General features: G+C 42.5%; 22 protein-coding genes and 1 other annotated feature. Of the genes, 3 read left to right on the top strand and 19 right to left on the bottom strand.

Annotated elements, in window-relative coordinates; translation table 11 throughout:
- Nucleotides 1-44 precede the first annotated feature (44 nt).
- The 3 genes from ACUN2T_RS11840 (at nt 45) to ACUN2T_RS11830 (ending at nt 1154) form a co-directional block, all read left to right on the top strand.
- The gene (locus tag ACUN2T_RS11840) at nt 45-407 is read left to right on the top strand and encodes a hypothetical protein (protein ID WP_445497628.1); all 363 of its coding nucleotides are present in this window, start codon (nt 45-47) and stop codon (nt 405-407) included.
- Nucleotides 408-557: 150 nt separating this feature from the next.
- Nucleotides 558-785: a hypothetical protein gene (locus ACUN2T_RS11835; RefSeq protein ID WP_445497627.1), complete on the top strand. Its 228-nt coding sequence runs from the start codon at nt 558-560 to the stop codon at nt 783-785.
- A gap of 42 nt (nt 786-827) precedes the next feature.
- Nucleotides 828-1154 carry a hypothetical protein gene (locus ACUN2T_RS11830; RefSeq protein ID WP_445497626.1) on the top strand — a complete coding sequence of 109 codons (327 nt, stop codon included), beginning with the start codon at nt 828-830 and terminating at the stop codon, nt 1152-1154.
- Between the two features lie 1473 nt (nt 1155-2627).
- Here the strand turns inward: ACUN2T_RS11830 and ACUN2T_RS11825 are convergent.
- From ACUN2T_RS11825 to ACUN2T_RS11735, 19 genes are all read right to left on the bottom strand, one after another.
- Nucleotides 2628-3113 carry a C40 family peptidase gene (locus ACUN2T_RS11825; protein WP_445497625.1) on the bottom strand — a complete coding sequence of 162 codons (486 nt, stop codon included), beginning with the start codon at nt 3111-3113 and terminating at the stop codon, nt 2628-2630.
- A 93-nt stretch (nt 3114-3206) separates the two neighbouring features.
- Complete coding sequence (arnF, locus tag ACUN2T_RS11820) at nt 3207-3599, bottom strand: 4-amino-4-deoxy-L-arabinose-phosphoundecaprenol flippase subunit ArnF (protein WP_445497624.1); 393 nt, start codon at nt 3597-3599, stop codon at nt 3207-3209.
- The gene (gene arnE / locus ACUN2T_RS11815) at nt 3596-3940 is read right to left on the bottom strand and encodes a 4-amino-4-deoxy-L-arabinose-phosphoundecaprenol flippase subunit ArnE (RefSeq protein WP_445497623.1); all 345 of its coding nucleotides are present in this window, start codon (nt 3938-3940) and stop codon (nt 3596-3598) included. Before arnE ends, arnF begins: the two co-directional genes overlap by 4 nt.
- A complete protein-coding gene (gene arnT / locus ACUN2T_RS11810) occupies nt 3937-5598 on the bottom strand; it encodes a lipid IV(A) 4-amino-4-deoxy-L-arabinosyltransferase (protein WP_445497622.1) in 1662 nt (553 codons plus the stop codon). The genes arnE and arnT overlap by 4 nt, the downstream gene beginning before the upstream one ends.
- A gap of 7 nt (nt 5599-5605) precedes the next feature.
- The gene (gene arnD, locus ACUN2T_RS11805; protein ID WP_445497621.1) at nt 5606-6499 is read right to left on the bottom strand and encodes a 4-deoxy-4-formamido-L-arabinose-phosphoundecaprenol deformylase; all 894 of its coding nucleotides are present in this window, start codon (nt 6497-6499) and stop codon (nt 5606-5608) included.
- Nucleotides 6496-8481: a bifunctional UDP-4-amino-4-deoxy-L-arabinose formyltransferase/UDP-glucuronic acid oxidase ArnA gene (gene arnA / locus ACUN2T_RS11800; protein ID WP_445497620.1), complete on the bottom strand. Its 1986-nt coding sequence runs from the start codon at nt 8479-8481 to the stop codon at nt 6496-6498. The genes arnD and arnA overlap by 4 nt, the downstream gene beginning before the upstream one ends.
- A complete protein-coding gene (arnC, locus tag ACUN2T_RS11795; RefSeq protein ID WP_445497619.1) occupies nt 8482-9468 on the bottom strand; it encodes an undecaprenyl-phosphate 4-deoxy-4-formamido-L-arabinose transferase in 987 nt (328 codons plus the stop codon).
- Nucleotides 9469-10614, bottom strand: coding sequence for a UDP-4-amino-4-deoxy-L-arabinose aminotransferase (arnB, locus tag ACUN2T_RS11790; RefSeq protein WP_445497618.1), 1146 nt, complete (start codon nt 10612-10614; stop codon nt 9469-9471). It abuts the gene before it with no gap.
- A 129-nt stretch (nt 10615-10743) separates the two neighbouring features.
- Nucleotides 10744-11490 (bottom strand): vitamin B12 ABC transporter ATP-binding protein BtuD, encoded by a 747-nt coding sequence (gene btuD, locus ACUN2T_RS11785; RefSeq protein ID WP_445497863.1) that lies wholly within the window; start codon nt 11488-11490, stop codon nt 10744-10746.
- A 34-nt stretch (nt 11491-11524) separates the two neighbouring features.
- Nucleotides 11525-12532, bottom strand: a complete 1008-nt coding sequence (btuC, locus tag ACUN2T_RS11780) for a vitamin B12 ABC transporter permease BtuC (protein WP_445497617.1) — start codon at nt 12530-12532, stop codon at nt 11525-11527.
- Between the two features lie 65 nt (nt 12533-12597).
- Nucleotides 12598-12894 carry an integration host factor subunit alpha gene (ihfA, locus tag ACUN2T_RS11775; protein WP_011146885.1) on the bottom strand — a complete coding sequence of 99 codons (297 nt, stop codon included), beginning with the start codon at nt 12892-12894 and terminating at the stop codon, nt 12598-12600.
- 4 nt (nt 12895-12898) lie between these two features.
- Nucleotides 12899-15286 carry a phenylalanine--tRNA ligase subunit beta gene (pheT, locus tag ACUN2T_RS11770; protein ID WP_445497616.1) on the bottom strand — a complete coding sequence of 796 codons (2388 nt, stop codon included), beginning with the start codon at nt 15284-15286 and terminating at the stop codon, nt 12899-12901.
- A gap of 14 nt (nt 15287-15300) precedes the next feature.
- Nucleotides 15301-16284 (bottom strand): phenylalanine--tRNA ligase subunit alpha, encoded by a 984-nt coding sequence (pheS, locus tag ACUN2T_RS11765; protein ID WP_036849454.1) that lies wholly within the window; start codon nt 16282-16284, stop codon nt 15301-15303.
- A gap of 85 nt (nt 16285-16369) precedes the next feature.
- Nucleotides 16370-16494 (bottom strand) — a sequence feature (Phe leader region).
- Nucleotides 16444-16488, bottom strand: coding sequence for a pheST operon leader peptide PheM (gene pheM / locus ACUN2T_RS11760; protein WP_133814189.1), 45 nt, complete (start codon nt 16486-16488; stop codon nt 16444-16446). It overlaps the preceding feature by 45 nt.
- Nucleotides 16495-16596: 102 nt before the next feature.
- Complete coding sequence (gene rplT, locus ACUN2T_RS11755) at nt 16597-16953, bottom strand: 50S ribosomal protein L20 (protein WP_021323015.1); 357 nt, start codon at nt 16951-16953, stop codon at nt 16597-16599.
- Nucleotides 16954-16996: 43 nt separating this feature from the next.
- A complete protein-coding gene (gene rpmI / locus ACUN2T_RS11750) occupies nt 16997-17194 on the bottom strand; it encodes a 50S ribosomal protein L35 (protein WP_006118955.1) in 198 nt (65 codons plus the stop codon).
- Nucleotides 17195-17291: 97 nt separating this feature from the next.
- A complete protein-coding gene (gene infC / locus ACUN2T_RS11745; protein ID WP_445497862.1) occupies nt 17292-17831 on the bottom strand; it encodes a translation initiation factor IF-3 in 540 nt (179 codons plus the stop codon).
- A gap of 3 nt (nt 17832-17834) precedes the next feature.
- Nucleotides 17835-19763, bottom strand: a complete 1929-nt coding sequence (gene thrS / locus ACUN2T_RS11740) for a threonine--tRNA ligase (protein WP_445497615.1) — start codon at nt 19761-19763, stop codon at nt 17835-17837.
- A gap of 493 nt (nt 19764-20256) precedes the next feature.
- Nucleotides 20257-20928, bottom strand: coding sequence for a transglycosylase SLT domain-containing protein (locus ACUN2T_RS11735; RefSeq protein ID WP_445497614.1), 672 nt, complete (start codon nt 20926-20928; stop codon nt 20257-20259).
- Nucleotides 20929-21116 lie beyond the last annotated feature (188 nt).

The following is a 21116-nucleotide window of genomic DNA, read 5'->3' as shown; positions in this document are numbered from 1 at the left end:
AGATCTTTTCATGAAGATCAAGGTCAGATTGTCGACCACGATATTTGCCTTCCTTATGCCCTCAGCCTGACGGCGACGGCGATCCTGATAGTCTTTCCAATCCTTGGAAGCGTCTTGTTCTGGATAAAGAAGGACGGATTACAAAACGCGGCTATACACTGTGTTTTTTGGATAAGTTGCAAGATAGCTTGCGCCGTCGCGACATTTTTGTTGCAAACAGCGACCGCTGGGGAGATCCGAAAGCAAAACTCCTGCATGGTCAGGAGTGGCAAATCAACCGCATTCAGGTGTCTCGTTCACTAGAACATCAGCCAGAACACGTGCGGCAAGTGCAACAACGTGCCGAGCAGGAAAAGAAACCACAGCAGCGCCAACATCACTCCCCTAGGCGGGGTTTTAGTCGGTAACAGCAGAGGCAAACATGAAAAAAGAACTCACAGAATTTGAAAAAATTGCAGGTTATCTCTCAGTGCTGGAAGAATAGCAAGAGGTTGCTACTGGCTTGCTGACTGCGGCAGGCGAGAATCAAGGCACTGTCGCTGATATCATCATGAGATTTGAAATCGCCATCAGTCTGGCGGGCGATAGGTGAATTAAAACAGAAGCTGGCTGAACTGGATCATATCGAGGAACAAAAAATGCATATGAGCCAAGTGCTGTCAGAACTTGAGGCGATTGAGTACCGAACCACCCATTCGATGGATGCGAGCGCCGCCCAATTCAGAGAATTGGCCAAAACCGTGCCGGCTGAAATTAAACAGAATATTCTGGTCACTATCCAATAAACGGATATTGCGGGCGCTGTCCGGCAGAGAACGGATGACCAGGTGGAGGCGATAGTCACACAGGTTGATATCTTATCTACTACAGCTAATGGTTTTATAGATGATATTCAAGCTGCAAAAAATAATCTGGAGGAAAAATATTATAAGCTTACAAAGTACTTTTGGGTAATTTTTGCAGGAAACATCGTGGCTGTACTTGTAGTAATCGCATTGAGTGTAAAATTATTCTTTGGCTCTGCGCTTGATAATAATTATAATATTGTTGTTGTTGCTACTTATCAAAAAGTTAAGAAACTAGAAGATAAATTTAATTTAATTACAAATGATTATGAAAAATCAAAGAAAATAGGGAGTAAAAAGAATGAATAGTGAAAAAATAGAAGAATTAATGAAAGAAAGTGGCTTTACTTTTAAAGACATAAAGTTATTAAAGTCCATAAATAAAAAAACAACACTACATTACTAAATGAATCAATTGAATTGGAAAGAAGATTTTACAGGTCTTTATTTGCGTTGCTGTTTTTTTGTCGCTGCTTGTATATTTTTAATAATCGGCAAAGTGAGTTTAATTGGTTTTTTATATCGATCGTACTTACAATTCGATTAGCATGGTATATAACAGCTTTCAATTTATCATATAAATCGTTTGTATTTATGAAAAAATACAAACGACTTATATAGTTTTGGCAGATTCACATAATAAGTACAATATCGCAACACATTAAATACGCCCATTTAAACTTGTTTTACACTATTTTAGTCCGTCCAATAACATTGCTTTTCTACGGTTTTATTTAAATCATGCCATTTTTTACACCTCCAATTTTATTTAACGCTAAAATCAATTCATATCGTCATTTTTACAAGCTATTTTCAACTCTATTAACACTTAAATACCTATACCCTATGGATTTCAAGATGCATCGCGGCGGCAAGGGAGCGAATCCCCGGGAGCATAGATAACTATGTGACCAGGGTGAGTGAGTGCAGCCAACAAAGAGGTAACTTGAAAGATAACGGGTATATTTAATTATTATAATCTATATGGTAGATTAATCCGTCAGACTTTTCACCATTGTTAATATAACAAGTCATTATTAAATGAGTTTACCGATTTATTTAGACATCATTTAAATAGACATAAGTGAATAGAATTAAGTAAAAATCTAAAATCACATGACGATCCTGTTTTAATAAATAAAACGATTTTATTTTAATAACTTCAATTTTTTCAAAATGATACAGACAAAATGAACATGTTATTTGTTACGCTAAAATAGCCATTTTAATGAAGATAATAAAAACCATTAAACCATTAAACCATTAAACCATTAAACCATTAAACCATTAAACCATTAAACCATTAAACCATTAAACCATTAAACCATTAAACCATTAAACCATTAAACCATTAAACCATTAAACCATTAAACCATTAAAGCGTAAATACAAATACCAAAAATATAAAACAAATCTCTTTTAAAAAAATTAAAAGCCTTTTATTTGAAATTTTTCTTCGAATAATCAAATCACATTTTAAAACTGATGTTAGCAAATCGGGTGGCGTAAATAAACATCAAGGCATATATAGATATTAGGGTCCAGCAACCGACTTCACGGCGTTTCTTTAATCGTTTTTAATGCTACTAAACGTTATTGTTCTTTTTCACCATGCGGTTAATCCGATTAAATTTTTTATTATTTAGTTACCTTGTTAATCAATTTAAAACCTGTTTTTCCTGATATTCTAATGTCAATATAACATCGAGTTTTTTACCCGCTTTTAAAAAGCCTTAATCACTGTTTTACCTTTGCTGATTGAAGTTTTTACCTGGTTTTTCGTTAAATCCTGCGGGCTTGCCAAAAAGCTTTTCTCCAGTAAACGTTATTCATAGATGAGCGGGTTACACCTTTATGGGTTGATGCATGAATAAATTCATTGTTGGCATCATAAATGCCAACATGTAACCCATGTTCACCACTACCTGTTTTGAAAAAGACCAAATCACCCGGCATTAAATCACTTTTATCTATGCGGGTTCCTAACCCTATTTGCCCACGGGTAGTACGAGGTAATTGAATATCAAACCGGTCACTGAATGTACGGTAAACAAAACCAGAGCAATCGACTCCCCTACGATCCATCCCACCATAATGATAGGGTGTGCCGTACCATTGATTAAGCTGCTCTTTAAGTTGAGCAATCACCATGATGGGATCAGAAAGCGCCGTTTTTAACACAGGAACTTGGGTTCTGGGGGTATGGCTGGAACAACCAATAAGTAACAAGCTGAGTAACAACAACAGCTCTTTTATTCTTATTGTCATCAACCTCACCTCACAGAACCCACAAAATACGCTAACTTTATCCAGCCTCCAACCAAAAAACAAGGCTGTCTTTCAAGCAGAAGCGCTAAATATTTATTTTATTATTCGTTCTGGATGGCTAATCAACCAGACACCAAATAAAATGAAAATTACACCTACTGTTTTCAACAAGGTGACCGTTTCATTAAACCAGGGCAATAAGGTCGCCATGAAATAAACAAATACATAACTCAAGCTTATTAACGGATAAGCTTTATTTAATGGTAAATATTTCAGTGCAAATAACCAACATAGCATAGATAACAGATACCCAGCTAGACCAGCCATGATCGTCACGAGAGAATTGCGATTATCCCATAGCCATTCAATATCAAACCAATGCAAGCCAAGGCTCAATGCCGGCAAATTTACAACACCCCATTTCAGTAATAACTGTGCTATTGTCACCAATAATACGCTGGCTAACCCCCAAATATAACCTTTCATTCATTCAGGCTCATCAACAAAATTCCCAACATGATACAAGCAACCCCACTCCAATGCTTTCTGCCTACTCTTTCCTGATAGAGAAATTTCCCCGCTAAAGTGACCATAATAAAATTGATACTCAACATAGGATAAGCTATTCCCAGCGGCAATATCTGTAACAAACGCAGCCAAAATAACATCCCGACAGCTAACAGAATCACCGCCCCTACCAACCATTTCAGCGCTAATGCTTTCTTGTTATCAGCACCACTCTGCCAACATATCACAGCCTGTTTCTGACATAGCTGACCAGCACATGTCATCAGGCTGACCAGCAACAGCAAAGCAAAACTTATCATGGACGTTTCTCATAGACCATAATAACGAAGCGGTAATTACGGCTGACTTGATCTGCTTTTGGTAAATCAGGTAATTCTTCATTTTTATACAAATGAAAAAGTACTGATACCCGGCCTTCTTTACGGGCTTTTTCCAACCATTGCGGGAAATCTTTATCGTTAATATGTCGGTATCGGCTATCCGGATAATTCAAACCATATTCCAGTTCACCAAAACGCTCAAGCATATAAATATCACTGCGTTTCATTTCCCATGCAGCACTGGTCGCAAGGCCAACACTTTCCGATACAATATATCGACTGTCTGCAAGTTCTTGACGATGCAGGTTAATAAAACTCTGCGGCAATTTGGAGTTAATGATATTTTCAGGCAAAGCATTACCAATCGTCAGACTGACAACAATGGAGCAAAATGCCGCCCACAACCAGTATTTCCCATTCTGCATGAAACACAGATAGCCAATAATTGCCCAGATCCCAAAAGCAACAATAGCTAAAACCCATTTAAGCCATTCTGATGGCTGGTATAAAGCGTGTTTTGTCACTGCTTCCATAGCAAACAAAACCATTACTGCCAACAGACCAATGAGTACGTTAACCATTCCATTGATCTTCAATAACTTCATCTTGCCATTTTTGACACAATCTACACCAAATTTAGCCATCATCATGGCCAATGGTGCCATACAAGGCAAGATGTAAGTCGGCAGTTTTCCTTTTGCAATACTGAAAAATAATAATGGCACCGCAAACCAGCAAAGCAGAAAAAACATTTCAGGATGAGATTTTCTCTCTTTCCAGCCTTTAATCACAGCCCCAGGCAGTAATCCAAGCCACGGGATCACACCAAGAATCAGAATCGGTATGTAATACCAGAATGGTGCTATATGTTGGGCATCATCGGCTGAGAAACGCTTAATATGCTCAATCCAGAAGAAATAGTGCCAGTAATCAGGCTCACGCAGGGCAACCGCAATAACCCACGGCAAACTGATTGCTATCGCAGAAATAATGGCAAGCGGACCAAAGCATACTATTTGCCGGACCCGTTTCTGATAAATGACAATCGGCAACATAGCAATCACCGGAACGGCCAGTGCCAGAAACCCTTTCGTCATAAAGCCCATACCACAACATAAACCAAGCACCAGATATGCTATAACCCGCTGCCGGGTACAATCTGCTTTTAATGCCCAGAAACTGCACACCATCGCCGCTGTTATCCACAAAGAGAACATCGGATCGAGCACGCTATAAGTACCAATCGCCAATACCAGAAACATTGAGATATAAATCAGACTGGTGGCAAAAGCAATATGCCGGTCCTGCCACATCATCATAGCAAGCCGATATAATAAAATTGTACTGATGAAAATACAGAAAACTGATCCAAAACGGACAGCAAAATTATTCTCACCAAAAATCCATTGGCTGATATTATTAATCCAATAACCCGCTACCGGCTTTTCAAAATAACGAATATCCAGTAAATACGGAACAATCCAATCTCCTCGTTGCAGCATTTCACGACTAATTTCTGCATAACGGGTTTCATCTGGCTGCCACAACAGGCGGCCATTAAGGGGTAATAAATAGGTAAGGGCAAAAAAAAGAGCCATCAAAAAGGCCCCTACTTTACACGCCCGGTTATTTAACATAGATAAGTTAAACCTCTTGTTGGCATCCTAACCACCCTTCTCTGCCGGGAAATTCGGAACGAACGATTCTTCCTACAGGAATTCGCTGTATATTTTCAGGCAGCAGATGACTCAATGCACAAAATTGTATGTTTTCCCGGTGAGCCATTTCCAGCAGAGCTTCAAATTCTGTGGACTTGGACAGCCCTTCCACTTCCGTATGGATGGTATATACCGGAATTCCCTGGTTGTTTTTTATTTCATCAAGGATAAACCGGTTAAAATCTTCATCTTTAACCTGAATTCCTATCACTTCATCATAAGTTGGCAACGTCACCGGAATTTGCACAGTACCAATAGTCCCATCAGGTAAAATGGGCCTGAATGGATGCGTCCCCCGGCAATCACTGTTGTAATCAAAACCAAACCGCTGCTTTACCGCAAGTACGCGTTCATCCGCCCGCCAGCCAGCAACAGCAGAACACGTTACCCGTTGGCCAGTTGCCTGTACCAAAGCCTCCACACCCAGTTTAACCTGCTCTGTTAACTGAGCCTCAGACCAGCGACCAACTTTCGCCTGCCAGCCCTGATGATCCCATGCATGCAAGCCAACTTCATGGCCTGCATCCAAAGTTTGCTTCATCAGATAGCCCAAATCCCTGGCTATCTTCTTACCCGGCCATGCAGTTCCCGCCAGTAAGATATCAAGACCATACAAAGATGCCGCATTTGATCTCAACATTTTCCATAAGAATTTTGGCCGTAAAAGACGCCATAAATGGCGCCCCATATTATCCGGCCCAACACTAAAGAAAAAACTGGCCTGAATCTGATGCTTTGCCAAGATGTTAAGCAATTGCGGTACCCCTTCAAAGGTTCCCCGATAGGTGTCCACATCAATTCTCAAGCCAACTTGTTTCATGCGTTTTTCCCTAACTCTTCAATTTCACCACGCAGGAAGAAATCCAATGTTTCATTTATCGTCTGTTTCATCTCAATGGTTGGTTTCCAATCTAGCAACCGTTCCGCATTTTTAATGCTGGGCTTACGGTGTTCAACATCTTGATAGCCTTTACCGTAGTAACTTCCGCTTTCAATCTTTTTGAATCCGGCAAACGGAGGAAAATGACCTCTCAACTCATGATTCTCAAAGCTATCAAGTAACATTTCTGCTAACTGGCGAATACTGGCTTCGTTAGTTGGATTACCAATATTGACAATTTGACCGTCACACAACCCACCCCGGTTTTCAATAATCCGGAATAGCGCTTCAATACCATCATTAATATCAGTAAAACAGCGTTTCTGTTCTCCACCATCCACCAGTTTGATCGGTGAGCCTTCAACTAAGTTCAATATCAGTTGTGTGATCGCTCTGGAACTGCCAATACGCGCAGAGTTCAGGTTATCCAAACGTGGCCCCATCCAATTAAATGGACGAAACAGCGTGAATCTAAGTCCTTCTTTCTCACCATAGGCCCAAATAACACGATCCAATAATTGTTTAGAGACAGAATAGATCCAGCGCTGTTTGTTAATCGGGCCAACAATCAGACGAGAATCATCTTCGTCAAACTCTTTATCATCACACATTCCATAAACTTCTGATGTGGAAGGAAAAATAATCCGTTTATTGTATTTAACACAATAACGAACAATCTTTAGATTCTCCTCGAAATCCAGTTCGAATACGCGCAGTGGGTTACGGGTATATTCAATCGGGGTTGCAATAGCGACCAGCGGCAGAACCACATCACACTTCTTGATGTGATACTCGATCCATTCAGTATGGATGTTGACATCACCTTCAATGAAGTGAAAACGTGGGTTACCGATAAAGCGTTCAATGGCAGAAGAACCGATATCCATACCGTAGATATCATAGTTGCCATCACGCAACAGGCGCTCTGTCAGATGATTACCGATAAAACCGTTCACACCCAGAATTAATACTCGCTTACGGTGGCTAATTTGAGAGGTTGCCTTTGGCCCGACACGGATATCAGTCACAATGCTCATATCTGCCGCCAGACGCGTCCCCTGAACATACAGACCGGATTCATTCTGCCCATTCATAATTTCCAACGCACCCTGACCACAGGCAATCATCAGCGGAGCCACAGATAATATAGTACCGGACTGTTTGTTATGCGCTTCATTATGCACGGAAGCCCGCCAGATAGTCATCTTGCGCTCCCCCAGGAAAGTAAATGCCCCAGGATAAGGTTCCGTCACAGCTCTTATCAAGTTGTTGATTTCAGTGGCTGATTTGTTCCAATCAATTTCGCCATCAGCAGCAGTACGGCGACCAAAGTAAGTTGCTTGCTTCTCATCCTGCGGGGTTGCAATGTAAGTTCCTGCTTTGATCTGAGGTAATACTTGATCAAGCAGTTTTTCTGCGGCTTCACAAATTTTACCGTGCAAAATCAGCGAAGTATCTGTTTCTGCAATAGCGACTTTATGTTGAGCAACACTATCCCCTGCATCAGGTTTCAATACCATTTTATGCAGGGTCACCCCCGTTTCTGTTTCACCATGCAAAATCGCCCAGTTAATGGGGGCACGACCACGGTATTTTGGCAACAGAGAACCATGCAGATTAAATGCGCCTGCGCTCGCCAGCGATAAGATATCTTCGCTCAACATGTCCCGGTAATAAAAAGAGAAAATCACGTCAGGCTTCATTTCCCGGATACGCTCAATCCAAAGTGGATGGTTAACGTTCTCTGGTGCAAAAACCGGAAGCGCCAAATCTGCACTCAAACGGGCAACAGAAGAAAAAAAACGGGTTTCAGTAGGATCATCTGTATGGGTAAATACCGCCTGAATATCAAAGCCAGCTTTAGTTAAGGCATTGATCCCGACACAGCCGATATCATGATAGGCAAAGATAATTGCTTTCATTTAGTATTCTTCCTGGTTTTCTGAGTTATCGTTGGTCTTTTTATTTCCGACCACTTTTTGAATAAAATAACGTGGGCGCGCACGGACATCGTTATAAATACGGCCTATGTATTCACCTAATAAGCCCATCGCAACGAACTGTGCGCCAATAAACATGAAAAGGATGGCAAACAGGGTAAACACCCCTTCCGCTGCCCAAATAGAACCGAAAATCAGACGTAAGGTCATCAGCAGCACCGCCAGTAAAAAACCTGAAACGGCAATGACACTCCCGACGACGCTCAACAAACGTAATGGGGCGGTTGTCAGGCAGGTAAGCAGGTCATACATCAGGTTAATCAGCTTCATGAAGTTGTATTTGGAATCACCAAATTCACGCTCTGCATGGGCAACATCAATCTCTATCGTTTTACGGGCGAACGTGTTTGCCAGAATAGGAATGAAAGTGCTGCGCTCATGGCACTGCAACATGGCTTCAACAATATGGCGGCGATAAGCACGAAGCATACAGCCATAATCCCCCATAGAACGCCCTGTTGCCTTAGTAATCATAGCGTTGATGATTTTTGACGCTGTTTTACGAAACAGGGAATCCTGCCGGTTAGCTCGCCGGGTACCCACAACGTCATAACCCTGTTCAGCGGTTTTAACCAGACGGGGGATCTCCTCTGGCGGATTCTGTAAATCTGCATCAAGCGTAATAATCAAATCACCATTAACTTGATTAAAACCCGCCATGATCGCTGAATGCTGGCCGTAATTACGATTAAGCAAAATTGCAATAATATGATTTTCAGGTTGTTCCGCTGCCTGAATCAGAATTTCCACAGAGTTATCACTACTACCGTCATCAACAAGAATGAGCTCGTATTCCTGAGTCAATTGTTTACAAGCCGTCAAAGTTCTTTTTAGTAAAAGAGGTAAACTTTCCTCTTCGTTATAAACTGGAATAACAACAGACACTTTTTTAATTTGCTCAAATGACACTTATCTGCACTCCGAAATAATTTCTTGTAAAGTATCAATTACACAATCCACATCGTCATCACTCATATCAGGGAAAAGTGGCAATGAACAAAGTGTTGCTGAATTCCATTCTGATTCAGGCAACAACAATTGCGGGTAACGTTCCCGATAATATTTTTGCGTATGTCCGGCTCTGAAATGCAAACCTGTGCCGATATTTTTCTCTTTTAGACGCTCCATTAATGTATCGCGGTCAATACCACAGATTGCCTTATTAACCCGCACCATAAACAGATGATGTGCATGTAAATGTTCATAATCGGGTACACCTAGCATCTGCAACGGCAAATTTTTTAATGCCGCTGAATAACGGCCTACAATTTGCCGACGGCGAGCATTCATTGATTCCAATTTACTTAATTGCACAACAGCAATGGCAGCATGAATATCAGATAAATTATATTTGTAACCGGGTTCTACAACTTCCGCCTGCGGTTTCCTGCCCTGAATTTGACGATCAAAAGCATCAACACCCAATCCATGAAACTTTAGACATCGGACTCGTTCAGCAAGTTCATTATTATCAGTAACAATTAACCCCCCTTCCGCACAGGTGACATTTTTTATGGCATGAAAAGAGAAAATAGCCGTACCATGCTCACCAACCCACTCATTTTTATAACGAGCCCCTATTGCATGAGCCGCGTCTTCAATTAACGGAATACCGGCATCCTGAGCAATGACACGCAGTGCGTCCAAATCACAGGGAGCCCCAGCATAATGAACAGGAATAATCGCTTTGGTTCTGGAAGTAATTGCTTTTTTTACGGTTTCCGCTTCGACCATTAAAGTATTACGATCGACATCAATCATGATCGGTTCAGCACCAAGCAGACAGATCATATTTATTGTGGAAACCCAGGTTAGAGACGGCGTAATAACTTCGTCACCGGGGCCAATACCCAACGCCATTAATGTCAGATGCATACCTGCCGTTGCAGAAGCTAAGGCAACCGCATGTTTACAACCAAACATACGGCAGAAGTCCTGTTCCAATTGATGATTTTGCGGGCCTGTTGTTATCCAGCCCGAACGAAGAACTTTCTCTACCGCCTGAATTTCTTCATCACCTATGGCAGGACGGGAAAATGGCAGAAAACGATCCATAAAACACAGTCCAATTCATTCATAACATAATGACATATTAGATGACTATATTTTAACGAATCATCAACGTAGGTATGATTTAGCAAATTAAGTGAAAATGACAATAGGTTTACTCTGAATGAACGATGATCAAGGCAAAAAAACTCGCCAATATTTAGACCTTTTCTCTGACACACATTTGATGTCAGCCGCAAAAACGCGGGAAAGCGTATTTTCTTTCATTACCTCATCCGGTTTTCCATCTGCAACCAATAAGCCATTGTCAAGCAACCAGATCCGATCAGCTTTATCATAACTGTGATTAAGATCATGACCACTCATGATTACGGTTCCACCGAGTGCACAGAATTTCTTTACCAACAGATCAAGCGCTGCCACCTGAGTAACATCAAGGTTATTTGCCGGTTCATCCAGGAGTAATAATTTGCCTTTCGAATTAATTGATGGCCAAACCTGTAAAAAAACCCCGGTTAACCGTACCCTTTGCCATTCGCCACCAGATAAATTTCCTACCGGTGTCTCCAGCAGCATTCCCAACTTAAAATAAGAACAGAGTTCTGACAGCACATCGTCACAATTAACCCGGTGGTGCATCAAGTGCAGTTGCAGATATTGAAAAACCGGCATTATTGGTACAGACGAAATTTGCTGACTGAGCCATGCTCTGTGCCGTGCTAATTCACCGTGACTATATTGACTAAGGCATTTTTGTTGCAAATCAATGTCACCACGACACGGCAAAATACCTGCCATACAGGCCAATAACGTACTCTTCCCTGAACCATTCGGCCCAATGAGATGGATTTGTTCACCTTGTTGTACTGAGGCTGTCAGCAACATTAATCGGTTTTGTACTGAAACTTGCCGGAGAGTCATCAACTGGCTGGTGATTTGCACGTCATTCACTGCCTTAACTCCAGCCTCTGACTTTTAACAATAACCAGATGAATACCGGCGCTCCTAATGTTGCAGTCACAACACCAATCGGTACTTCTGCATTCGTCAGGCTAAGGCGAGAAAGTAAATCAGCCAGCAATAATCCATAGCCGCCTGCCAGAACACATGCAGGCAGCAATGTTTTATAATCTGTCAAACCACACAAACGCAAAATATGTGGGATCACCAAACCAATAAAGCTGATTGTTCCGGCAAGTGCAACACTTAGCCCCACCAGCAATCCAATCGCGCATACAAATAGATTACGCCAGCGATAAAGTGAAATACCTAACTGTTGAGACGTTGTTTCTCCCAATGAAAGAAAATTAAGTACTTTTCCTTGACTGCTCAACCAAATGATTAAAGGAAACAAAGCAACGACCAACCATTGCTGTCGCCAGTCTATCCCACTGAAACTGCCCATCATCCAATACATTAGCTGGCGCAAATCCAGACTGGTACTAAAATAAACCATCCATGTCATCAATGCACCGGAGACGACGCCGAAAGCAACACCCACCAATAACAAACGGGCATTATTCAGATGACGCTTTCTTGAAAAGGTCAGCAATATCAGGGTGACAGTGAGCGCGCCCAGCACAGCGCCAATGCTCAATAACCAGAATGGCGTAATACCGTGAAGCATCAGCACCAAAAACACAACCACCACACTGGCACCATTACTGATCCCCAATAACCCCGGTTCAGCCAGCGGATTTTCAAACAGTGCCTGCATCACCGCCCCTGCCACAGTCAGGCTTGCACCTACCGCAACGACAGCCAAAACACGAGGAAAACGCAGTTGCCACACAAACAATTGACCCGTTTCAGAAAACCATTTATCTGGCCATATCCAATTTTCCCCAGCGCAAAGTGAGAGAAAAAAAACAAATAGAAATAAGCACGCAAGAATTGCCAGAAAGCGGTAATCACGCCTTTTCTGACGAGTCACTAATTCAGCAATGGAATAGATGGGTTGCATTGGAAATCAGCTCATGAGAGAGGATCTTTATAAGAAAAAGGCCGCTATTAATGCGGCCTTTTTGATTATTCCTTAGGTGTGGCTTTCTCAACCCTGCTTTTTAACTTCTGACCAGGACGGAATGTCACTACTCGGCGAGCGGTAATCGGAATATCTTCACCCGTCTTAGGATTACGTCCCGGACGTTGGTTTTTATCCCGTAAATCAAAGTTGCCAAATCCAGACAATTTTACCTGCTCACCATTCTCCAAAGAACGACGCACTTCTTCAAAGAACAATTCAACCAGATCCTTAGCATCACGCTTGCTAATTCCCAGTTTCTCAAACAGATTTTCTGACATTTCAGCTTTAGTAAGCGCCATAGGTTCAGTCCCTCAAGGATGCTTGGAATCGCTGTTTCAGTACTGCAACACATCTATTGACAGTTGCAGCAATCTCTTCTTCTTCCAGTGTACGTGCGGTATCCTGCAAGATAAAACTTATAGCAAGGCTCTTATGACCCTCAGCTATACCTTTACCACAATACACGTCAAACAAGTTTATGCCAACTATATGATTTACGCCAACTTTCTTGCATTCTGCCAAAACATCTTCTACAGCAATGTTTTCAGGCACCACAATGGCGATATCACGACGGTTTGACGGGAAGCGTGAAATCTCTTTTGCGTCAGGAATCACGCGGCCTGACAGCTTGCTCCAGAGTATTTCAAACACGACGGTACGGCCATTTAAGTCAAGTTTACGCTCTAATTCCGGATGGACAACACCAATGTATCCGATGTATTCATTTTCCAAATAAATCCCGGCACTTTGACCTGGGTGTAACGCCGGATTTGCATCTGCTCTAAAAGAAATCTTAGATAATTTTCCAGTTAATTCCAGAACAGCTTCCAAATCGCCTTTCATATCGAAGAAATCGATAGATTGTTTTTCCAGTGACCAATGCTCTTCAAAACGATTGCCGGTAATGACACCACCTAACATCAGCTCCTGACGAATACCCTGCTGCGCATTTTCATCAGGAACAAAACGCAAACCGGTTTCAAACAGGCGTACACGGTTTTGCTGACGATTCTGGTTATACACCACGGTTGTCAGCAAACCCGTCAGCAAAGATAAACGCATTGCAGACATGTCCGCTGAAATTGGGTTAGGCAGCATCAATGCCTGTTGCTGTGGATGCAACAATGCCTGCGTTTTGGGATCAACAAAGCTGTAGGTAATCGCTTCCTGATAACCTCTGTCAACCAGCATGGTTTTAACACGTTTCAGAGAAAGATCCACTTCGCGGTGTTTTTTCATGATGAGATCTGCGTGCATCGGTACATCTGGAATATTGTTGTAACCGTAGATACGGGCAACGTCTTCCACCAGATCTTCTTCAATCTCCATGTCAAAACGCCAGCTTGGTGCAATCGCCTGCCAGCAGTTTTCCTGAACAGTGATTTTACAACCTAAACGGGTCAAGATATCACCAACCTGCTCATCAGGCACACAGTGACCAATCAAACGATCCAATTTTTCACGGCGCAGTGTGATTGTCGCAGGTTTTGGTAATTGAGATTCATCAGTAATATCAATGACCGGACCGGCTTCACCACCACAAATATCAATCAGCAGTTGGGTCGCTCTCTCCATTGCATGGTGTTGTAACTGAGGATCAACACCGCGCTCATAGCGGTGAGAAGCGTCAGTATGTAAACCATACCGACGAGCACGACCAGCAATCGCCAAAGGTGCAAAAAACGCGCACTCAAGTAAAATATTTTGAGTTTCTTCATTCACACCTGAATGTTCACCACCAAAAATACCCGCCATTGCAATAGCTTGTTTTTCATCAGAAATAACAAGAGTATCAGCAGAAAGCGTGGCTTCTGTGCCATCCAGCAAAACTAGTTTTTCATCCGGTTTCGCCATGCGCACAATGATTGAACCATTTAAACGTTCCAAATCAAACGCATGCAATGGTTGGCCTAATTCAAGCAACACATAGTTAGTCACATCGACAATCGGGTCGATAGAGCGAACACCACCACGACGTAGTTTTTCACGCATCCACAATGGTGTTGTCGCTTTCACATTGATTTTTTCGATTATCCGCCCCAAGTAACGAGGGCAAGCTTCTGTTGCTTCAACGTGAATAGGAAAAACAGCATCTGTTGTTGGCTTTATTGCCTCAATTTGCGGTGCAGATAATGGCATTTTATTAGCGACCGCCACATCACGTGCGACCCCCATAATACTCAGGCAATCAGCACGGTTAGGTGTAATGCTGATCTCAATGACGCTATCATCCAGCTTCAGATATTCACGCAGATCAACACCTAAAGGCGCATCAATGGGTAATTCAATAATACCCTCGTGATCTTCAGAAATACCCAGTTCAGAGAAAGAACACAGCATTCCTTCCGAAGGCTCACCACGTAGTTTCGCCGCTTTGATTTTGAAATCACCTGGCAGCACAGCACCCACTGTGGCTACTGCAACTTTCAACCCCAAACGGCAGTTCGGTGCGCCACAAACGATATCCAATAGGCGCTCACCACCGACATTCACTTTTGTAACCCGCAACTTATCCGCATTTGGATGTTGACCACATTCAACAACTTCACCGATAACCACACCATGGAATTGACCAGCAACGGCTTCAGTGCCATCAACTTCCAGACCAACCATGGTAATTTGATCAGATAATTCTTCACTGCCAATGGCTGGGTTTACCCACTCGCGCAACCAGAGTTCACTGAATTTCATGAGATATTCCCGCCTTATTTAAACTGTTTGAGAAAACGCAAATCATTTTCGAAGAACGCACGCAAGTCAGTTACACCGTAACGTAACATTGTCAGGCGCTCCACCCCCATGCCAAAAGCAAAACCAGAATAAATTTCAGGATCAAGGCCAACATTATTCAGCACATTAGGATGAACCATACCGCAGCCCAACACTTCCAGCCATTTGCCGTTTTTACCCATTACGTCAACTTCCGCCGAAGGTTCTGTAAATGGAAAGTAAGAAGGACGGAAACGAACCTGTAAATCTTCTTCAAAGAAGTTAGTCAGGAAATCGTGCAACGTTCCTTTCAGATTGGTAAAACTGATGTCACGATCAATAATCAAACCTTCCACCTGATGGAACATAGGCGTATGTGTCTGATCATAGTCATTACGATATACACGGCCAGGTGCAATGACACGAATTGGCGGCTGTTGGTTATGCATAGTCCGGACCTGAACGCCTGAAGTCTGAGTACGCAACAGACGTTTAGCATCAAACCAGAAAGTATCATGATCAGCGCGTGCAGGATGGTGGGCAGGAATATTTAATGCATCGAAATTGTGATAATCATCTTCAATTTCAGGGCCTGATTCTACAGAAAAACCTAATTCACCAAAGAAAGTTTCAATACGCTCTATTGTACGGTTAACCGGATGTAATCCACCATTTTCCATACGACGACCAGGCAGAGATACATCAATCTTTTCTGCGGCTAAACGGAAGTTTAGGAGGTCAGTCTCCAGCTTCTCTTTACAGGCATTCAAAACTTCCTGGACTTCCTGCTTCGCCTGATTAATAACCGCCCCTGCGGCTGGACGTTCTTCGGCCGGCAGATCACGCAGCGATGACATTTGGAGAGTTAAATGGCCTTTTTTGCCTAAATATTCAACACGCACCAAATCCAACGCAGCAACATCCTGGGCATCTTCTATGGCTGCTTTTGCATTTGCAACCAATTCAGCGAGATGTGGCATCGTTTTCCTCTTCCTTCGGCCTAACGGCCTGCTAATAATGATCGTTAATGACTCTATAAACCTGCTTCTGTTTTTATGTGATAAAAACAAAAAAGCCTCCACAATGGAGGCTCAGGCGCTACTTTTCGTTTCTTTTCTTACGCGCAAAGCCCCCTGAATTCAGGCGCTAAAGTAAAAAAAGAAGCGAAAAAAAGCTAAAGGCATGATATTGGTTCTCTCGGAAAAATATTTTTTCTGACAAAGACGCTCTAGTAAGCCACATTTTCAAACAAAGCAAAAGAGGGAGCATGCTCCCCCTCTCACTACTCTAACTTATGCCAGAGCGCTCTTCGCTTTTTCAACTAAAGCAGCAAACGCCACTTTGTCAAACACAGCGATGTCAGCCAGGATCTTACGGTCGATTTCAACAGAAGCCTTTTTCAGGCCATCAATGAAACGGCTGTAGGACAGACCATTCTGACGTGCAGCAGCGTTGATACGTGCAATCCACAGTTGACGGAACTGACGTTTACGCTGACGACGGTCACGGTAAGCGTACTGCCCTGCTTTGATTACTGCCTGGAAGGCAACACGGTAAACGCGCGAACGGGCACCATAGTAACCTTTCGCTTGCTTTAAAATTTTCTTGTGACGTGCACGGGCGACAACACCACGTTTTACACGAGCCATATACTTCTCCTATCGTCTCTGAATTCTAATTCTAAAAATTTGCTTATGCGTATGGCAGACAAGCAACAACCAGGCCCAGATCACCTTTGGAGACCATGCCTTTTGGACGTAAATGACGTTTACGCTTGGTTGATTTCTTAGTCAGAATGTGACGAAGGTTAGCATGCTTACGCTTAAAACCACCACTTGCAGTTTTTTTAAAGCGTTTAGCGGCGCCGCGTACTGTTTTAATCTTTGGCATTTTAATTTCCACTTCGCATTGTTAATTACAACGAATCAGTAAGGCGAATAAGCCCCAACCAGACGAACCGACAGGAGCTTATTACTTGATTGCCCGACTATTTCTTCTTAGGAGCGAGCACCATTATCATCTGACGGCCTTCAATCTTCGATGGAAAGGATTCAACCACTGCCAGTTCATCCAGATCGTTGCGGATGCGGTTAAGCATTTCAACACCAATCTGTTGGTGCGCCATTTCACGCCCACGGAAACGCAGGGTGATTTTAGCTTTATCGCCATCTTCCAGAAAACGAATCAGGTTGCGTAGTTTGACCTGATAGTCGCCTTCATCTGTACCAGGACGGAATTTAATTTCCTTAACCTGAATAACCTTTTGTTTTTTCTTCTGTTCTTTGATTGACTTACTCTTCTCATAGAGGAACTTGCCGTAATCCATGATACGGCAAACCGGCGGCTCGGCATTCGGGCTGATTTCAACTAAATCAACACCCGCTTCCTCAGCTTTTTCAAGAGCTTCTCTCAGACTGACGATGCCAATCTGTTCGCCATCTAAACCTGTTAAACGAACTTCAGAAGCGCGAATCTCTCCATTAATGCGATTAGGTCGCGCCGTTTGAATTCTTTTTCCGCCTTTAATACCTTATTCCTCCAATTGATGAAGATTACGACTGCGTATTTCTATCAGCAGTTTTCCAATGAACTCGCTAACATCAATGCTACCTAAATCCTTACCGCGGCGGGTCCGAACAGAAGCTTTTCCTGATTCGACCTCTTTTTCACCACAAACAAGCATATAAGGAACACGACGCAGAGTATGTTCACGGATTTTAAAACCAATCTTCTCGTTTCTCAAGTCTGCTTTTGCACGAATGCCTGCATCTTGAAGTTTTTTTGCTAATTCCTGTACATAATCAGCCTGGCTATCTGTGATATTCATCACAACGACCTGCTGAGGAGCAATCCATGTCGGGAAGAAACCCGCATATTCCTCAGTCAGGATGCCGATAAACCGTTCCAGTGAACCCAGAACAGCACGGTGAATCATTACAGGAACCTTACGTTCGTTGTTTTCACCTACGTAGGACGCACTCAAACGGCCCGGTAGTGAAAAGTCAAGCTGCACAGTACCACATTGCCACGCACGATCCAAACAATCATGCAAAGTAAATTCAATTTTTGGTCCGTAGAAAGCACCTTCACCTGGCTGATACTCAAACTGAACACCATTTTCTTGCAGCGCCGCAGCTAAAGCTTCTTCGGCCTGACTCCACTGTTCTTCAGTACCAATGCGTTTTTCCGGGCGAGTTGACAGCTTAACCACGATTTTTTCAAAACCAAAAGTGCTGTAAACATCGTACACCATCTTAATGCAGCTGCTCACTTCCCGATGAATTTGCTCTTCTGTACAGAAGATATGAGCATCATCCTGAGTGAAACCACGAACACGCATCAAGCCATGTAATGCACCTGACGGTTCATTGCGGTGGCAGCTACCGAATTCAGCCATACGTAAAGGCAAATCACGATAAGATTTTAAACCTTGGTTAAAAATCTGAATGTGCCCTGGACAGTTCATTGGTTTAACGCAATATTCACGGTTCTCTGAAGAAGTGGTAAACATATGCTCACCATAGTTTTCCCAGTGACCGGTTCTTTCCCACATCACACGGTCCATCATAAATGGACCTTTAACTTCCTGATATTGATATTCTTTCAGTTTAGTGCGCACGAAAGTTTCAAGTTCACGGAAAATAGTCCAGCCATCGTTATGCCAGAACGCCATCCCCGGCGCTTCTTCTTGCATGTGGTACAAATCTAGCTGTTTACCAATTTTACGATGGTCACGTTTAGCAGCTTCTTCCAGACGTTGCAGATAAGTGTTGAGCTGTTTCTTATCAGCCCACGCAGTACCGTATATGCGTTGCAACATTTTATTGTTGCTATCCCCACGCCAGTATGCCCCTGCCACTTTCTGCAATTTAAAATGATGACAGAAACGCATATTTGGCACATGTGGACCACGGCACATGTCAACATATTCTTCATGATTATACAGACCAGGGCGATCATCACGACCAATGTTGTCATCCAAAATCTGTACTTTGTAATCCTCACCACGGGCGACGAACGTATCACGAGCTTCTTGCCAACTCACTTTTTTCTTGATGACGTCATAGTCTTTTTTGGCAAGCTCCAGCATGCGTTTTTCAAGCAGCTCAATATCCTCCTGCGTCAGGGCGCGACCAAGATCGACATCATAGTAGAAACCATTATCAATAACGGGTCCGATGGCCATTTTAGTATCTGGCCATAATTGCTTAATCGCATGGCCCAACAGATGTGCGCATGAATGGCGGATAATTTCCAGCCCTTTCTCATCTTTACTTGTAATAATAGCCAGTTTTGCATCAGAATCGATTAATTCACAGGCATCCACCAACTCACCATTTATGCGGCCAGCAATACATGCTTTCGCTAAACCTGGACCAATATCACAGGCAACATCCATTACAGAAACAGCACGATCAAACTGACGTTGGCTACCGTCAGGAAGAGTAATAACAGGCATTTAAAATCCTTATCTACAGTGGTGACCCACACGAAAGGTCACTTGAAGGAGTTCGATATTCAACTAAAATAACGATTTAAATTATTATCTAGTCAATCCATTAAAGTTTGGTACTAAGATTGGTACACGATGTAAAAAGTGACTGCCTTTGATACCGAAACATCGCGAAAATATACCACCAACAAACATTCAGGTCACGGCTATGTTTAATCACAAAATCAAAGGACATACAGCCTTAATAATCCACTGCATCAATAACACGATCATAGCAACAACGAAAAAGCACGATTTCTGCGCTTATTACAGAGCGGAATAGATATCGCTAGCTTGATATTGAAATCAATGCAAGTCTTGAAAAAATCTTATAAGAAACAGGAGTAAACAGTAATGGCGGTTCTCAGTTCTAACTGAATATAATCATAATCATAATCATAATCAAATATATATTTCAGAAAAACTCATTAGAAATGGAATAGCCATTATTGTCAGCTCTTTAATCTACCATGGTCAATGAACGGTAAGCATTCTTCACTTTCCACAAATAGCGTGGGGCCTGAGGTGCCGGATGATTATCTTGGACATGCTGATAAAACTCATCCGGTGTCATACGGTTTATTTTATTAACGGCTAACTGGCGGTCAGCACTAAAAATACGCAAGAGCGCACCCGCGCCATTAACGTAAGCAACGATAGTGGCATAGTAGAGCGTCTCCGGATTATCAATACCCGCCAGATGCTGCTCTTTTAGAAGACTAATATAAGCAGTACCAAGATCGATATTAGTTTTAGGATCTTTCAACTCGCGAGTTGTCGGCTGACCAGAACGCCCCTTCTGTCGATACACATCCCGCCCTGCTGTTGATGCTTTAATTTGCATAAGGCCAATTGCATTCGATTTACTGACGGCATCGGGGCGGAAACCTGATTCAACTTGAATAATCGCCCTGATAAGCGTTTCATCAACACCGTACCGATTGGATGCCTGCTGAATAAATGTATCAAAAGGTGTCGGCGGGAAAGAAGAAAACCCAGCGACATTAGCAGAGCTACCACTGAGCATACGTTGCTGACCTGACTGCTTCCCGATATTGGTTTGCTGGGCATTCCTTCCAGTACAACCGACTAATAGCACAATCAGTGCCATAAAGCTGAGTCTTAATTTCACCCTTTAATCCTCTGGATCAAATCTACTACAGCGCAGCATATACAATTTCGTTCACAACCCAAAAATATTTTACTTAACTTTTAACTCTATTCATGTTCATATCATATGAAGTAACTATTACAATAATCTCTGTTTCTAAATTTTATAATCTTGACTTTACTTAAATGATATTGATAATCGTTATCATA

The organism is Photorhabdus machadonis (assembly GCF_052657765.1).
This window is presented reverse-complemented; position numbering and strand designations above follow the sequence as displayed.

What these genes read in the sequence shown, in the direction of transcription:
- arnB (WP_445497618.1), bottom strand. Translation starts at nt 10,614, where the DNA reads ATGGATCGTTTTCTGCCATTTTCCCGTCCTGCCATAGGTGATGAAGAA.
- btuD (WP_445497863.1), bottom strand. Translation starts at nt 11,490, where the DNA reads ATGACTCTCCGGCAAGTTTCAGTACAAAACCGATTAATGTTGCTGACA.
- arnT (WP_445497622.1), bottom strand. Translation starts at nt 5,598, where the DNA reads ATGTTAAATAACCGGGCGTGTAAAGTAGGGGCCTTTTTGATGGCTCTT.
- arnA (WP_445497620.1), bottom strand. Translation starts at nt 8,481, where the DNA reads ATGAAAGCAATTATCTTTGCCTATCATGATATCGGCTGTGTCGGGATC.
- rplT (WP_021323015.1), bottom strand. Translation starts at nt 16,953, where the DNA reads ATGGCTCGTGTAAAACGTGGTGTTGTCGCCCGTGCACGTCACAAGAAA.
- pheT (WP_445497616.1), bottom strand. Translation starts at nt 15,286, where the DNA reads ATGAAATTCAGTGAACTCTGGTTGCGCGAGTGGGTAAACCCAGCCATT.
- thrS (WP_445497615.1), bottom strand. Translation starts at nt 19,763, where the DNA reads ATGCCTGTTATTACTCTTCCTGACGGTAGCCAACGTCAGTTTGATCGT.
- btuC (WP_445497617.1), bottom strand. Translation starts at nt 12,532, where the DNA reads ATGCAACCCATCTATTCCATTGCTGAATTAGTGACTCGTCAGAAAAGG.
- ihfA (WP_011146885.1), bottom strand. Translation starts at nt 12,894, where the DNA reads ATGGCGCTTACTAAAGCTGAAATGTCAGAAAATCTGTTTGAGAAACTG.
- arnD (WP_445497621.1), bottom strand. Translation starts at nt 6,499, where the DNA reads ATGAAACAAGTTGGCTTGAGAATTGATGTGGACACCTATCGGGGAACC.
- pheS (WP_036849454.1), bottom strand. Translation starts at nt 16,284, where the DNA reads ATGCCACATCTCGCTGAATTGGTTGCAAATGCAAAAGCAGCCATAGAA.
- ACUN2T_RS11825 (WP_445497625.1), bottom strand. Translation starts at nt 3,113, where the DNA reads ATGACAATAAGAATAAAAGAGCTGTTGTTGTTACTCAGCTTGTTACTT.
- arnE (WP_445497623.1), bottom strand. Translation starts at nt 3,940, where the DNA reads ATGATAAGTTTTGCTTTGCTGTTGCTGGTCAGCCTGATGACATGTGCT.
- arnF (WP_445497624.1), bottom strand. Translation starts at nt 3,599, where the DNA reads ATGAAAGGTTATATTTGGGGGTTAGCCAGCGTATTATTGGTGACAATA.
- rpmI (WP_006118955.1), bottom strand. Translation starts at nt 17,194, where the DNA reads ATGCCAAAGATTAAAACAGTACGCGGCGCCGCTAAACGCTTTAAAAAA.